This window comes from Amycolatopsis speibonae (genome assembly GCF_042647925.1).
In the GTDB taxonomy this organism is placed as follows: Bacteria; Actinomycetota; Actinomycetes; order Mycobacteriales; family Pseudonocardiaceae; genus Amycolatopsis; species Amycolatopsis speibonae.
In genome coordinates this window covers 27,661-41,229 of sequence record NZ_JBHRWK010000019.1, presented here as the reverse complement: position 1 = coordinate 41,229, position 13,569 = coordinate 27,661, and the positions used below count along the sequence as shown (strand labels likewise).

13 protein-coding genes are annotated in these 13,569 nt (G+C 69.6%); 6 read left to right on the top strand and 7 right to left on the bottom strand.

The features are described from left to right. Positions 1–54 precede the first annotated feature (54 nt). Both ACFOSH_RS14110 and ACFOSH_RS14105 read left to right on the top strand, forming a co-directional pair. A complete protein-coding gene (locus ACFOSH_RS14110; RefSeq protein ID WP_378239295.1) occupies positions 55–573 on the top strand; it encodes an adenine phosphoribosyltransferase in 519 nt (172 codons plus the stop codon). Positions 574–651: 78 nt separating this feature from the next. Beyond that, positions 652–2,991: a RelA/SpoT family protein gene (locus tag ACFOSH_RS14105; protein ID WP_378239294.1), complete on the top strand. Its 2,340-nt coding sequence runs from the start codon at positions 652–654 to the stop codon at positions 2,989–2,991. Here ACFOSH_RS14105 and ACFOSH_RS14100 read toward each other — a convergent pair. After that, positions 2,988–5,180, bottom strand: a complete 2,193-nt coding sequence (locus ACFOSH_RS14100; protein ID WP_378239293.1) for an NACHT domain-containing protein — start codon at positions 5,178–5,180, stop codon at positions 2,988–2,990. The genes ACFOSH_RS14105 and ACFOSH_RS14100 overlap by 4 nt on opposite strands. A gap of 60 nt (positions 5,181–5,240) precedes the next feature. Here ACFOSH_RS14100 and ACFOSH_RS14095 point away from each other — a divergent pair, with 60 nt between their 5' ends. Continuing rightward, positions 5,241–6,020: an enoyl-CoA hydratase/isomerase family protein gene (locus tag ACFOSH_RS14095; protein WP_378239292.1), complete on the top strand. Its 780-nt coding sequence runs from the start codon at positions 5,241–5,243 to the stop codon at positions 6,018–6,020. Positions 6,021–6,059: 39 nt separating this feature from the next. Here the strand turns inward: ACFOSH_RS14095 and ACFOSH_RS14090 are convergent, their stop codons facing one another. From ACFOSH_RS14090 to ACFOSH_RS14080, 3 genes are read right to left on the bottom strand one after another with little or no spacing between them, the layout of a single operon-like run. Continuing rightward, positions 6,060–6,773, bottom strand: a complete 714-nt coding sequence (locus tag ACFOSH_RS14090) for a LysM peptidoglycan-binding domain-containing protein (RefSeq protein WP_378239291.1) — start codon at positions 6,771–6,773, stop codon at positions 6,060–6,062. Positions 6,774–6,832: 59 nt separating this feature from the next. Further along, entirely contained in the window at positions 6,833–7,618 is a 786-nt protein-coding gene (locus ACFOSH_RS14085; protein ID WP_378239290.1) for an aminotransferase class IV family protein, read from the bottom strand. 1 nt (position 7,619) lies between these two features. Beyond that, a complete protein-coding gene (locus ACFOSH_RS14080; RefSeq protein ID WP_378239289.1) occupies positions 7,620–8,480 on the bottom strand; it encodes a peptidylprolyl isomerase in 861 nt (286 codons plus the stop codon). 156 nt (positions 8,481–8,636) lie between these two features. Between ACFOSH_RS14080 and ACFOSH_RS14075 the strand changes: the two genes are divergently transcribed. After that, positions 8,637–9,245: an MBL fold metallo-hydrolase gene (locus ACFOSH_RS14075; RefSeq protein WP_378239288.1), complete on the top strand. Its 609-nt coding sequence runs from the start codon at positions 8,637–8,639 to the stop codon at positions 9,243–9,245. Then, positions 9,245–9,901: a hypothetical protein gene (locus ACFOSH_RS14070; RefSeq protein WP_378239287.1), complete on the top strand. Its 657-nt coding sequence runs from the start codon at positions 9,245–9,247 to the stop codon at positions 9,899–9,901. Before ACFOSH_RS14075 ends, ACFOSH_RS14070 begins: the two co-directional genes overlap by 1 nt. Here the strand turns inward: ACFOSH_RS14070 and ACFOSH_RS14065 are convergent. The 3 genes from ACFOSH_RS14065 to ACFOSH_RS14055 form a co-directional block, all read right to left on the bottom strand. Next, a complete protein-coding gene (locus ACFOSH_RS14065; RefSeq protein WP_378239286.1) occupies positions 9,873–10,145 on the bottom strand; it encodes a hypothetical protein in 273 nt (90 codons plus the stop codon). The genes ACFOSH_RS14070 and ACFOSH_RS14065 overlap by 29 nt on opposite strands. Before the next feature lie 83 nt (positions 10,146–10,228). After that, complete coding sequence (locus ACFOSH_RS14060; protein WP_378239285.1) at positions 10,229–11,659, bottom strand: YibE/F family protein; 1,431 nt, start codon at positions 11,657–11,659, stop codon at positions 10,229–10,231. Positions 11,660–11,700: 41 nt separating this feature from the next. After that, complete coding sequence (locus ACFOSH_RS14055; RefSeq protein WP_378239284.1) at positions 11,701–12,678, bottom strand: GlxA family transcriptional regulator; 978 nt, start codon at positions 12,676–12,678, stop codon at positions 11,701–11,703. Between the two features lie 98 nt (positions 12,679–12,776). On the opposite strand from ACFOSH_RS14055, the gene ACFOSH_RS14050 reads away from it, so the two are divergent. Continuing rightward, entirely contained in the window at positions 12,777–13,487 is a 711-nt protein-coding gene (locus tag ACFOSH_RS14050) for a DJ-1/PfpI family protein (protein ID WP_378239283.1), read from the top strand. The last annotated feature ends 82 nt before the right edge of the window (positions 13,488–13,569 follow it).

Below are 13,569 nucleotides of genomic sequence, written 5' to 3'. Positions count from 1 at the left end.
GCCCCTTCATAGCGACCGGTCACGAACACCACGCAAGCTGAGAGCAAGGAAGTCATGGAGCTCGACAAGGCACTCGACCTGATCGCCGACGTACCGGACTTCCCGGAACCCGGCGTGTTGTTCCGGGACCTGAGTCCGCTGTTCGCCGACGCGGCGGGATTCAAGGCCGTCACCGACGCGCTGGCCGCCACCGTCGATCCCGGGGCCGAACTGCTGGCGGGGGTGGAAGCGCGCGGGTTCCTGCTGGCGGCCGCCGTCGGCTACTCCCTCGGCCTCGGCGTCGCGCTGATCCGCAAGCCCGGCAAGCTGCCCCGCGTCGCGGGCCGGGTCGGATACACGCTGGAATACGGCACTGCGACCGTCGAACTCCCCGAAGGAGTCGTCGAGCCGGGCCAGCGTGTCGCGGTCCTCGATGACGTGCTCGCCACCGGCGGCACGGTCGCGGCCACCTGCAAGCTGCTGGAAGACGTGAAGGTGCAGGTCACCGGGGTTTCGGTGGTCATGGAACTCGAAGCGCTCGATGGTCGTTCCGTGCTTGAAGGGCGTCGTGTGGAGGCCCTCCGGGTGTGTTGAACGGGCGTACCAAGTGAGCCGCGAGGGGGAGCGGTTACCCTTGATGTCCGAAGGCCGCACGAAGCGCAGGAGGTGCGGGTGAGCCAAGAGCTCGATGCCGCGGTGTCCTCGAAGGACGGCACCGAGCAGAACGGTGCAGCGCGACAGGGGGCCGCGCCGACGCCGTCCGCGACGCGCCGTGTTCGCGCCCGTCTCGCCCGCCGGATCACCGCGCAGCGCGCCGCGCCGGTCAAGCAGGTCCTCGAACCGCTCGCCGTCATCCACCGCGAGCTGCATCCGAACGCGGACCTCGCGCAGCTTCAGCGCGCCTACGACGTCGCCGAAGAGCTTCACCGCGAGCAGCGGCGCAAGTCCGGCGACCCGTACATCACGCATCCGCTCGCCGTCGCGACCATCCTCGCCGAGCTCGGCATGGACACCACGACGCTGGTCGCGGCGCTGCTGCACGACACCGTCGAGGACACCGGCTATTCGCTGGAGAGCCTGAAGGCCGACTTCGGCGAGAAGGTCGGCGAGCTCGTCGACGGTGTCACCAAACTGGACAAGGTCAAGCTCGGTACGGCCGCCGAGGCCGAGACCATCCGCAAGATGGTCATCGCGATGGCCCGCGACCCGCGGGTGCTGGTCATCAAGCTGTCCGACCGGCTGCACAACATGCGCACGATGCGCTTCCTGCCGCCGGAGAAGCAGGCCCGCAAGGCCCGCGAGACCCTGGAAGTCCTCGCCCCGCTGGCACACCGGCTCGGCATGGCGACGGTCAAATGGGAGCTGGAGGACCTGGCCTTCGCCATCCTGCAGCCGAAGAAGTACGACGAGATCGTCCGGCTGGTCGCCGATCGCGCGCCCTCACGGGACACCTACCTGCGGTCCGTGATCACCGAGCTGACCAGCAACCTGGAAGGCTCGCGGATCACCGCCAAGGTCGAAGGCAGGCCGAAGCACTACTACTCGATCCACCAGAAGATGATCGTCCGCGGGCGCGACCTCGACGACATCCACGACCTGGTGGGCGTGCGGATCCTGGTCGAGGACGTCCGCGACTGCTACGCCGCGATGGGTGTCGTCCACGCGCTGTGGCAGCCGGTCCCCGGCCGGTTCAAGGACTACATCGCGCAGCCTCGTTTCGGCGTCTACCAGTCGTTGCACACCACGGTGATCGGCCCGGACGGCAAGCCACTGGAAGTCCAGATCCGGACCTACGAGATGCACCGCACCGCCGAGTACGGCATCGCGGCGCACTGGCGGTACAAGGAGACCCGCGGCACCCACAGCGGCAACGGGGCCAACTCGGTGGACGTCGACGAGATGGCGTGGATGCGCCAGCTCCTCGACTGGCAGCGTGAAGCCGCGGACCCGGGTGACTTCCTCGAGTCGCTGCGCTACGAGCTCGCTTCGCGCGAGATCTTCGTGTTCACGCCCAAGGGCGACGTGATCACGCTGCCGGTCGAGTCGACCCCGGTCGACTTCGCCTACGCCGTGCACACCGAGGTCGGGCACCGCTGCATCGGCGCCCGCGTCAACGGCAGGCTCGTCGCGCTCGAGCGCAAGCTGGAGAACGGCGAGGTCATCGAGATCTTCACCTCGAAGGCCGAGACGGCGGGGCCGAGCCGCGACTGGCTGCAGTTCGCCGGTTCGCCCAAGGCCCGCGCGAAGATCCGGCAGTGGTTCGCCAAGGAGCGCCGCGACGAGGCGATCGAAGGCGGCAAGGAGGCCATCACCAAGGAGGTCCGCAAGGTCGGCCTCCCGATCCAGCGGCTGGTCTCCGCCGAGTCGATGGGCGCCGTCGCCACCGAACTCCGGCACCCCGACATCAGTTCGCTGTACGCGGCCGTCGGCGAGGGCCACACCAGCGCGAAGCACGTCGTGCAGCGGCTGGTCGCGCTCATCGGCGGGGTCGACGAGGCGGAAGAGGAGCTCGCCGAGCGCGCGACACCGTCCACGGTCACCCGCCGCCGTGGCTCGAACGACGTCGGTGTCGTGGTGAAGGGCGCCAGCGATGTCTGGGCCAAGCTCGCCCGCTGCTGCACGCCGGTGCCGGGCGACGAGATCCTCGGTTTCGTCACCCGTGGCGGCGGTGTCAGCGTGCACCGGACCGACTGCACCAACGCCGACGACCTGACAGCCCAGCCGGAGCGGCTGGTCGAGGTCGAGTGGGCGCCGTCGGCGTCGTCGGTCTTCCTCGTCGCGATCCAGGTCGAGGCGCTGGATCGGCACCGCCTGCTCTCGGACGTCACCAAGGTGCTCGCGGACGAGAAGGTCAACATCCTGTCCGCGTCGGTCACGACGTCGCGGGACAGGGTCGCGGTCAGCCGGTTCTCGTTCGAGATGGGCGACCCGAAGCACCTCGGCCACGTGCTGAAGGTGGTCCGAGGTGTCGAAGGCGTCTACGACGTCTACCGGGTCACGTCGGCGTCCTAGGGCAGATCGACGTCCCGAGTGTCACGCTGGGGACGTCGACCGTCCCGGGCGTGGCGCTCGGGATCGTCCGGCCCGTCCGTCGTGAGCCGCTGCTGGACCTCGCGGTGACGGAACTGGGCTGCGGTACCTGCCAGGCGGACCAGGCCCGCACGGTAAGCCCAGTCGAGGAAGGTCTCGGGCCGCGGTGGGAGAAGGCGCCGACGGGCGTAGGAGCGGATGGCGAGCTCGTGACGGAGCCGGGGTGTCGGGCCGCCGCCGAGAAAGAGCGCGAGGCCGGCGGCCAGTCCGAACACGGCGCCGTCGACGATTCCGCCGGGGAAGCTGCCCAGCGCGAGGAAAAGTAGCGCGGTGAGGGCGCTCTGGATCGCGACCGTCGTGCGGACCTGGTGCTGTGGTTCGCTCGGCCGGGTCGCGGTTTTGAGCCGGGTCGTCGAGTCACCCGCTCCGCCGATGAGTCCCATGGCGAAACCGATCGCTCCCAGTGTCAATGAGCCACCGAGTGCCACGCTGTGCAGGTCACCGGCGCCGGAGAGCAGGCCTGCGGCGATTCCCGCCGGGATACCGGCCAAACCACCCAACAGCATCCAGGTGACGGCGGTCCGGCGAACCTTGCGGAATCCAGCGCGGGTCGTGAGCAGCCGGGGTTCCATGCGTTCCATGGTTCGCGTCGAGGTCGTGGCCGCGAATCGGAAGATGAACACGCCGATGCCGAGCAGCGCGGGGGCGACGATGAACCAGCGTCCTGGATGGGAGCGGAAATCGTCGCTTCCGCCGGCGAACCACGCACGGATGAACAGCAGCAGCAGAAGCAGGATGGTGAGTCCTGAAATGACCGCGGCCGCCAGCAGCCGGACGCGTCGGCCCCGAAGAGCCGGGTCGCCGGTCGTCCGCCACAACTCGTGCAGATGGATGTCCGTACCCGAGAAACCGTGGACGCTCATCCACGCGAGATGGTTCGCGAGCGTGCTCAGCCAGGCGCGGACGTCTTCGGCCCGGTATCGCGTGCCGTCCGGGCTTGGATAGTGCTCGACCACGGCGGGGAGGAGTCGGTCGTGGAGGAAGTCGTCGAGTTCGGCCTCGGTGAGCTTGCGGAGTTCGCGAGGATCCGGGCCGGTGACCTGATCCCGGTAGACGTTCACCGCGAGGTAGAGGTTCAGCGGTGAGGAGAGGAACCTGGCGAGTCTGCCCGCCGGATGCGTTCGGACGAGGTTCAGCACCGGCCGCCAGCGGGCCTGTGTTCTGTCCGGCTGCTTCGGATCGGGGAAGCGGTGCGAGAGCCAGTCGACGATCTGCCCGACTTCGAGCGCTTCCACGGTCACCGCTGTGGCGTCCTGCAACGGCGTTTCGTGGGCGATGCGCCGGTAGTTCTCCATCCGGCAGGCCACGACCACCGGCCATCGCTGCGACCCGCCGGCGGTGTTCAGCGCGGTGATGACCTCGACAGCCCGGCGCGGGTCGGCCGCGGCGTCCATCTCGTCCAAACCGTCGAGGATCGGCAGGATCCAGCCGCCGGCGACCAGCGCCTTGGCCGCGGATCCCGGCACGCCGTAGACGGCCGTGAGCTGCTCGCTGGTCCAGACGTCGAGACGTTCGCGAATCTCGGACGACCCCGTGTCGAGCTTCGAGAACGCGGGAAGGCTGAGCCGGACGGGGACCCGGATCCGTTCGCCGGTCGTCGCGCGAGCCTTCTCCGCCAGGTTCAGCAGCAGCCGGACCGTGAGGACGGTCTTGCCCGAGCCGGGTTCACCGAGTACGAGCAATCTGCCGAACTGCAGGCTCTCGTAGAACTCGGTGACCGTGCTGAGGGATCCCGTTTCGGGACCGCCGTCGTCCCGCCAACGCACCTTCACGTCGTCAGGGTGGGTGCGGGCGAAACCGATGTCGGCGGGTTCGGGGTGCCCGGTGTCCCCGAGCAGTTGCTGCAACGCCCTGGCCTCGGCCGTGACGACTTGGTCGAGCAACGTCGAAGCCTTGGCCTTCAGCTTGGCGTCGTCGGCTTCAGTACGCGGCCGAAGGGCGACGAAGGCGGCCACACTGCCGAGGACCGCGACGGGCAGGGCGAGCACGTTGGCGATACCCGCGCCGTCGTTGCCCTTGCCGAGTAACCACGAGGTGAGCCAGAACAGCCCTGCCGTCCCGGCGACGAGGACGACGGCCGGCCAGAGCCGTCGGTCGAGTCGCGAACGCATCAGGCCATCTTGCCCACATCCGGCTGGTTCCGGTGGAGGCGCGCACTTAGGGTGCGGAACATGACTGACGGGTTCGAATTCACTCGCGACGGCGAGGTCGCGCGGCTGACGTTCACCAGACCGGAGAAGATGAACGCGATCACCTACGGGATGTGGTCGGCGATCCCGGACGTGGTGGCGCGGGTGGAGGCGGACCCGGCGATCAAAGTCCTCGTGCTGACCGGCGCGGGCGCGCATTTCTCGGCGGGCGCGGACATCAGCGAGTTCCAGGACCTGCGGTCCACCGCCGACGCGGCCGAGACCTACGACAAGGCCGTCGACGAGGCCGTCGCGGCGCTGACGGCGTCGCGGAAGCCGACGGTGGCGATGATCCAGGGGAACTGCATCGGCGGCGGCTGCCAGATCTCGGTCGCGTGCGACTTCCGTTTCGCCGCGGAGGGCTCACGCTTCGGCATCACGCCGGCGAAGCTCGGCATCGTCTACCACTTCGATTCGACCCGGCAGCTGGTCTCACTGGTCGGCCCGGCGCACGCGAAGTACTTCCTGCTCTCGGGTGAACTCGTCGACGCGCGGCGGGCGCGGGAGATCGGGCTGCTCAACGACGTCTTCCCCGCCGACGAACTGGAGGCCTCGACGGCGAAGTTCGTCCAGACGCTGGCTTCGCGTTCGCAGGCGTCGGTGCGCGGGATGAACCGGATCATCGAGAAGATCGTGGCGGGACAAGAGGAGTCCGACGCCGAAGTGGACGAGATCCGGCTCGGTGCCCTGCACGGCGAGGACTACGCCGAGGGGGTGGCCGCGTTCCTCGCGCGGCGGCCGCCGAAGTTCACCTACCGCTGAGGACACGCCGTTCAGTCTTCTGAATGCGAGGCTGACCGCTCACTGGGGCCCTCGGTCCTCCGGCATGTCGATGACCAGCGGTTTCGGCAGGGGCGCGGTCATCACGGTGACGGTGACGCGCGCGTCCGCCGGGACGGCCGCGATCACCTGGGTGTCGGCCGCGCTCAGGAAGAAGTACGCATGCCCGCCGGGTTGCCAGGGCAGGTCGAGCGTTCCGGTACTGGGCGGGAAGTCGAGCGGATCCGGCTCCGGAGACGCCGGGGTGCGCCGGACCCACGCCCGCCGCAGCCTGAGCCCGCCGAGCAGGCCCAGCAGCGCGCCGCCGATCCCGGTCGCCAGAGACGCCACGAGGCTCCCCGACGTCGCGGACGCGGCCGGGGTGGCGGTCTGGGCGGGCAGGGGCGGGGGAGCGGCCGGAACGGCGGGCAGCGGGCCGTCGATCGCGCCTCTCGCGTCGGACGGGAGTTGCAGGACCTGCCCCGGCTGGATCGAGGCCGGATCGGTGAACGCGGTGCCGTCCGGCCGGATCCTGCCTTCGTTGAGCCGGAAGATCTCCGGGTAGCGCGCCCCCGCGCCGAGGGTCTGCTCCGCGATCCGGAAGAGCGTGTTCTCGTCGGGGATGGCCGAGAACGGGACCACGAAGTATTTGACGACCGCGCCGGACGGCCGTTCCTGTGCCTGGGCGAGGCCGCCCAGGGAGCCGGCGAACAGTACGGCGAGAGCGAAACTGGTGAGAACCCGGTGAGCGGCCAAGGGTCCTTCCTTTCCGGACGGCTACTCACCACACGTGCCGTCACGAAGGAAGGTTCGAGCTAGATTTCGTCCCAGGGGTTGCTCTCGTACGCCTCGGTCAGGATCCGGCCGGTCTCCGGCGCGAACGGCAGCACGACGTCGTCGACCGACGCCACCGGCCAGCCCACCGACTCCGAATTGGCCAGGAACATGGCGTCGAACCCCGGCAGTTCCGCCGGGCGGACTTCGCGGGTCTCCTGCGGGATCCCGTGGCGCGTCAAGCCACGCCGGATCAGTTGCTGGGTGATCCCGTCGAGTACGGGAGCCTGCGGCCAGACGACCGTGCGGCCGTCGAGGAACCCGACGTTCCAGATCGACGCCTCGCTGACCCTGCCCTGGTAGTCGACGAACAGCGCGTCGTCGTAGCCCGCCATCATCGCCTCACGCGAGTGATGGACCAGACCGAACGTGCCGACGTGCTTGACCTCCGGCAGCACCCGTTCATAACGCACGGAGCGCAGGCGCAACGGCGTCAGCTCGTGTTCTTTCGGCGGCCCTGTCCGGACGAGGACGTCGGGGGCGGCCGGCGCGCCGGGATCGGACCAGTCCAGCGCGCGGGAGAAGATCAGCACCCGCACGGACAGCGCGTCCTCGCCCTGGACGGCCTGCCTCACGTACCCGCGCACGGCCTCGGTGTCGAGTTCACTGGCGAACATCCGCCGGGTGCTCGTCACGAGCCGGTGCAGGTGGACGTCGAGGCCGCGGACCTTGCCGTCGCGGACCTGCATCGCGGTGAAGTGGCCATAGCCGAACGCGCCCGCCAGGTCTTCCGACCGGGCGGGCGCGCCGTTGATCTCCAGCTTCACGTCAGGCGTTGACCGTGACGCCGGTGAACTTGACCTCGGTGTTCGGCGGGCCGGTCCCGTCGCCGTTGCCCGCTTGGGCGTTGGCGCCGGCCTTGGCGACCTTGTCGAGCACCTTCAGGCCCTCGTCGGAGATGCTGCCGAAGACCGAGTACTCCGCGGGGAGTTCGGCCTCGCCGTACACCATGAAGAACTGGCTTCCGCCGGAGTTCGGCTGCTGCGTCTTCGCCATCGCGAGGATGCCGCGGCCGTACTTGATCTCCTTGAACGCCTCGTCCGGCATCGTGTAGCCCGGACCGCCCATGCCGCTGGCCTCGGGGTCACCGCACTGCAGCATCTGCAGGCCGGTGGTGCCGAGCCGGTGGCACTTGGTGTCGTTGAAGTAGCCCTGCTGGGAGAGGCTGATGAAGCTCTGGACGGCGCACGGGGCGAGTGCCCTGTCCAGCGTCAGCGGGATGTCGCCCGCGGTGCTCTTCAGCACGAGGTTCACCGTGCCGTTCGAAGAGACGTCCTTGCCCTCCGGCTTGTTCACCTTCTTCGCCGCCGCCTTGCTGGCGTCGTCCTTGTAGTCGCAAGCCACCGGGTTCGCCAGCGGCGTCGGCCGCTTCGGCATCGGAGTGCGCTCCGAGGGGATCGTGACCTCGGGGGTCGGAGGAGCCGAGCTCGGGGAAGCGTCGGAGGCGGCATCGTCACCACTGCCGCTACTGCTGACGATCCACCACACCGCGCCTGCCACGATCGCGACGACGCCGACGACCGCCACCGAGCCGACGATCTTGCGGCGTTTGGCCTTCTCGGTCCGTCGCACGATCTGTCGCTCGAGCTTGCGCTTCGCGGCTTCGCGGCGCTGCTGGTTGGTCGGCACCCGCCCTCCCCGTTTCCACTCGATGTCACACGTCTGAGGTAGCGGAAGTCTATGGGCACAGCCTGTGAGGCCCCCGTACAGGGGCCGCTAGGCTTACTTGATCGTGATCAGGGCCATCCTGTCACCTGTTCGGCGGAAGAACTGAGGAGGCGTTTCGTGCTGGTTGTCGGTTTTCCGGCAGGCCCCCTCGAAGCCAACTGCTATCTGCTCGCCCCGGAGGGCGGCAGGGAGTGCGTGATCGTCGATCCGGGCGAGGACGTCGCCGAACCGCTCGAGGCCGCCCTTTCCGGACACGGGCTGACTCCGGTCGCGATGCTCGCCACCCACGGCCATCCCGACCACGTCGCCTCGGCGGACGAGGTCGGCGCGCGCCACGGGATACCTCTCTACCTGCACGAGGCGGACCGGCCACTCCTCGGCCCGGACGCCGGGGAACGGAAGGACGGGATCGTGTCACTCGTCGATGGCCCGCTGAGGCTGGCCGGGCTGGAGATCACGGTGTCCCGCACACCGGGGCACACCGCCGGTTCGGTGGTCTTCGGGCTTACCTCCGCCGAGGGCGGCCGGGTCGTGCTCACCGGGGACAGCCTGTTCGCCGGCTCGATCGGCCGGTCCTCCGGCGACGGCGACGAGCTCATGCGATCCCTGGGCACCAAGGTGATGACGCTGCCCGACGACACCGTCGTCCTGCCGGGCCACGGACCGGCCACCACGATCGGGCAGGAGCGGGCGGGCAACCCGTTCCTCGCCGGGACGGGCGTGTGATGACCGAGCCGACAGGGACGCCCGAGACCCCGGAGCGTCTCCCGCTGTTCCACGACGACGCCAAGCTCCGCCGCAGGCGCGGCTGCTCCAGCATCGCCGGGGTGGTGATCTTCGCGGCCGCGTTCGGCGGGATCGCCGGGTTGATCGGCGGTGAGATCGTCGGCCTCGTCGTCGCCGGGGTGATCGCGCTGCCGCTGGTCTACATCATGTTGTACAACCTGCGCCGCCGTGTCTGGCTCGAAGGCGAGACGCTCATCGTGCGGACCTGGGGCGTGCGGCGGATCGATCTGACCGCGGCCGAGCGCATCGACCTGGTGATCAGCGACGTGCGTGGCACCCGGACGGTCAGCCTGCTGGTCAACGCGGGCAAACGCCGCAAGGTGGCGAAGGTCGACCTGGCCGTGTACTCCGGCGCGGGCGGGCGGGAACTCGGCATCCTGCAACTGCGCAAGCTGGCGAACGCGCTGCTGAACAACACCGACGCGAACGGCCTGGTGTTCTCGGAACTGCTGGTGGCGCAGCTGAAGTCGGAGGCGCGCGGGGACGCGGCGGCGGAGCGGCCGCTCTACCGGCTGGCCTCGGCGGCGCCCTCCGGGAAGTACATCCAGCGGTTCACGATGGAGGCCGTCAGCCGGTTCGTGGCGACGCTGGACTAGCCTCTAGCTTCTCCAGCCGGGTCTTGATCTCCTCCAGCTGGTAGACGATCTCCGGCAGCTCGCCCGCGGCGAAGGTCGCCAGCCGCTCTGAGTGCTTGAGCGTCGCCCGAACGTCGTCGAGCGCGGCGGCGATCCCGGGGACCGCCTCGACGGCTTCGAGCGTCGAGACGAGCAGGCGCCGTGCGACGGCGGTCAGCTGCCTCGGGACGGCGAAAACGGCGTCGAACATGGCCCCTCCGATCACGCGGCGAACCTCGGGTGCGGCCTCTTCGTACCCGACTCCGGCCCGTGATCGCGCGGTGGGCTCGCGCTTTGGGGTGCCTGTGACTACAGGGACTCTTGAGGCTCCCGCGAGGCGATCAGGGCGGCCAGCACGGTGGTGACCGGGACCGCCGCGACGATGCCGACGCTTCCGGCCAAGGTCCGCACGATCTCCTGCGCGATGTCCTCCGCGCCGAGGATCGAGCCGAGTCCGACCCCCGAAAGCGACGTGTACAGCAGCACCGGCAACGCCGCCCCCGCGTACGCCATCACGAGCGTGTTGACCGCCGAGCCGACGTGGTCCCGCCCGATCCGCAGACCCGCGCCGTAGAGCTCGCGCCAGCCGAGGGACGGGTTCGCCCGCCGCAGTTCCCACACCGCGCTCGTCTGCGTCACCGTGACGTCATCCAGTACGCCGAGCGCGCCGATCACGACGCCCGCCAGCAGCAGCCCCCGCGCGTCGATCCCGTGCCCGAGCGAGCCGATCAGCTGTGAGGTGCTGTCGTCCAGCCCGGTCAGCGACGCCGCGGCCGAGAAGATCGCCGACAGGACACCGATCAGGATCAGGCTCACCAGGGTGCCCAGCACTGCCACCGAGGTTCTCGCGGACAGCCCGTGGGTCAGGTACAGCGCGACGAACATGATCGCGCCCGCGCCCGCGATCGACACCAGCAGCGGACTTTCCCCGGCGAGGATCGACGGCAGCACGAACAGCGCCAGTACCAGGAAACTCAGCCCGAGCGCGAGCAGCGCGGCGAGCCCCTGCCACCGGCCCAGCACGATCACCGCGAGCGCGAACAACCCGGCGAGCAGCAGCAACGGTGTGCCGCGCTGGAAGTCGACGATCTGGAACGACGCGGGGTCCGCGACGTCGCCGCCGTTGTAGGACAGCACGACCTTGTCGCCCGCGGCGAACCGCGGCGTGCTCGGCTCGATCGGGAGCGTCAGCTTCAGCGGCTTCCCGGTCCCGGGACCGTCGGTCATCGTCACTTCGCTGGTGAGACACGGTTTCGCGTCCGGCGGCGGCTCGCCGACCTGGACCTGGCCTTCGGCGAGGCACGGTCCGGTGATCGTCGCGGTGACCGTGGCGCTCACCGGGGTCCCCTGGGGGAAGACGCTTTTCGCCGGATCCTTGCCCCACGGGTAGAGCAGGATCATGCCGGCGACGGTCGCGACGGCGAGCGGTACCAGGAGCCACATCAGCAGCTGCCGGACCCGGCGTGACGCGGGCGCGGCCGGGCCGTGCCCGTGCGAGTGCCCGTGACCGACCGGTTCGATCGCGGGTTCGGGCTTGGGTTCCGGCTTCGGTTCGGCGGCACGGCGCCTGCCCGGCTCGGCCTGTCGCGGCCGCTGGGCCGGGGGCCGGGGACGTCGCGCACCTTCCGGCGGCGGGGTCCGGCGCGGCGAACGGGACGTTCCGGGCGAACGATCGGACGGCGTGTCCGTTACCCGGCGAATCGGGCCGGTGTCGTCGTCGGAGATGTCGCGGCGGTTCACCCGCACATCCTCCACAGTCCGTGACGGGCGCCGCACACGGCCTAGCCGAATGCCTGCCTCAGGTGGACCCGGCGGTAGGCCGATGGCGGGGTGTCGAAGTGGTCGAGGAACGCTTGGCGAAGGGTCTCGGTCGACCCGAAACCACATCGCCGCGCGATCGATGTCAGCGGAAGTTCGGTGCCGCACAACAGTTTCGCCGCGTTCTCGGTCCTCGCCGCCCGCACGTACCTGCTGGGCGTGGTGCTCAGGTGCGCGTCGAACAACCTGGTCAGCTGCCGGGTGCTGATGCCCGCCCGCTCGGCGAGGACGGTGGTGCCGAGATCACCCGCCAGGTGTTCGCCGACGTACGCGGTGATGTCACGGACCAGCCGGTTCTCCGGCGGCGGACCGGACAGGAACATGCTCACCTGCGCCTGGTTGCCCGGCCGCTGCAGGTAGGTCACCAGCATGCGGGCGACCTCCCTGGCGAGGCTCGGACCGTGGTCCTCCTCGACGAACGCGAGGGTGAGGTCGATCCCGCTGGTGACACCCGCCGCCGTGTAGACGTTGCCGTCGCGCACGTACAGCGGCACCGGGTCCACGTTCACCTGCGGATAATTCGTCGCGAGCCGATTGGCGAACCGCCAGTGGGTGGTGGCGCGGCGCCCGTTGAGCAGCCCGCACGCGGCGAGCACGGTGGCGCCGGTGCACACCGAGGCGACGCGACGGCTCTGCTGGGCGAGCCTGCGGACGTGGATGACGACCCGGGGATCGGCGGCGGCGGCCTCGTGCCCGGTGCCGCCCGCGACGATCAGCGTGTCCAGCTCGCCGGTCACCTGGTCGAGCCGGTGCTGCGCCTGGAGGACCAGCCCGGATTCGCAGCGGATGCCGCGGCCGTCGACGCTGGCGAGCATGATCTCGTAACCCGGCTTGCCGCCGAGTTTGGTCGCGGCGTCCAAGACGTCCCCCGGACCGGCGATGTCGAGCATTTCGGCATTGCTGTAGCCGACGATCAACACTCGTCTGGGTGAACCCGGCATGATCGAACGCTAGCAGTAGCGACCGGCCGTCGGACGTAGTTCGCAGGAATCCGGACATCCGGCCCGCCGAGGTCTCGCCACTGCGACACCGTTGTCGCATGACAGACGACAAGAAGATCATCGCGTTCGTGGTCTACCCGGGGATGACCCCGCTCGACATGGTCGGACCGCTGACCGTGCTGGACGGCATGGCGAGCACGGCGCAGGAGTACCGGACCGTCGTGGTCGGCGAGACGAAGGACCCGGTCGTCACCGACAACCCGCTGAAGCTCGTGGCGACCCACACCTATGACGAGGTCCCGTCGCCGTACGCCCTGCTCGTGCCCGGCGGCGCCGCGCCGACGCTGAAGGCGCTCGCCGACGAGAAGCTGATCGGCTACCTGCGGAAGGCGGGGGAGAGCGCGGAACTCGTGACCTCGGTGTGCACGGGATCGCTGCTGCTGGGGCAGGCCGGTCTGCTGGAGGGCCGCCGGGCCGCGACGCACTGGATGTTCCGGGAGTTCCTGCGCGCTTTCGGCGCGGAACCGGTCGCCGAACGCTGGGTCGAGGACGGGAACGTGATCACCGCCGCCGGGGTGTCGGCGGGGATCGACCTGGCGCTGCATCTGGTCGAACGGCTCGTCGGCGCCGAGATCGCGCGAACGATCCAGTTCGTCATCGAGTACGACCCGGAGCCGCCGCTCGGCCCGCTCGACTGGTCGAAGCGGCCGTACGGGGACCTCAAGCCGTTGCTGGAGCACACCCTGAACGAGGCGCTCGCGGACGAACCCGCCCTGAGGGACCGGCTGCTCGCGCACACCGGGAAATGAGAGGGACGGCCATCCGGGTGAGAAACCGCCGAAACGGGGACTGCGCCGGGTTACATTCTGGTCATCCGTCCAGGTGATAGGT

Excerpts from the sequence above, each read along its gene's own strand:
- ACFOSH_RS14070 (WP_378239287.1), top strand. The coding sequence starts at position 9,245 with ATGACCGAGCCGACAGGGACGCCCGAGACCCCGGAGCGTCTCCCGCTG.
- ACFOSH_RS14110 (WP_378239295.1), top strand. The coding sequence starts at position 55 with ATGGAGCTCGACAAGGCACTCGACCTGATCGCCGACGTACCGGACTTC.
- ACFOSH_RS14050 (WP_378239283.1), top strand. The coding sequence starts at position 12,777 with ATGACAGACGACAAGAAGATCATCGCGTTCGTGGTCTACCCGGGGATG.
- ACFOSH_RS14095 (WP_378239292.1), top strand. The coding sequence starts at position 5,241 with ATGACTGACGGGTTCGAATTCACTCGCGACGGCGAGGTCGCGCGGCTG.
- ACFOSH_RS14100 (WP_378239293.1), bottom strand. The coding sequence starts at position 5,180 with ATGCGTTCGCGACTCGACCGACGGCTCTGGCCGGCCGTCGTCCTCGTC.
- ACFOSH_RS14055 (WP_378239284.1), bottom strand. The coding sequence starts at position 12,678 with ATGCCGGGTTCACCCAGACGAGTGTTGATCGTCGGCTACAGCAATGCC.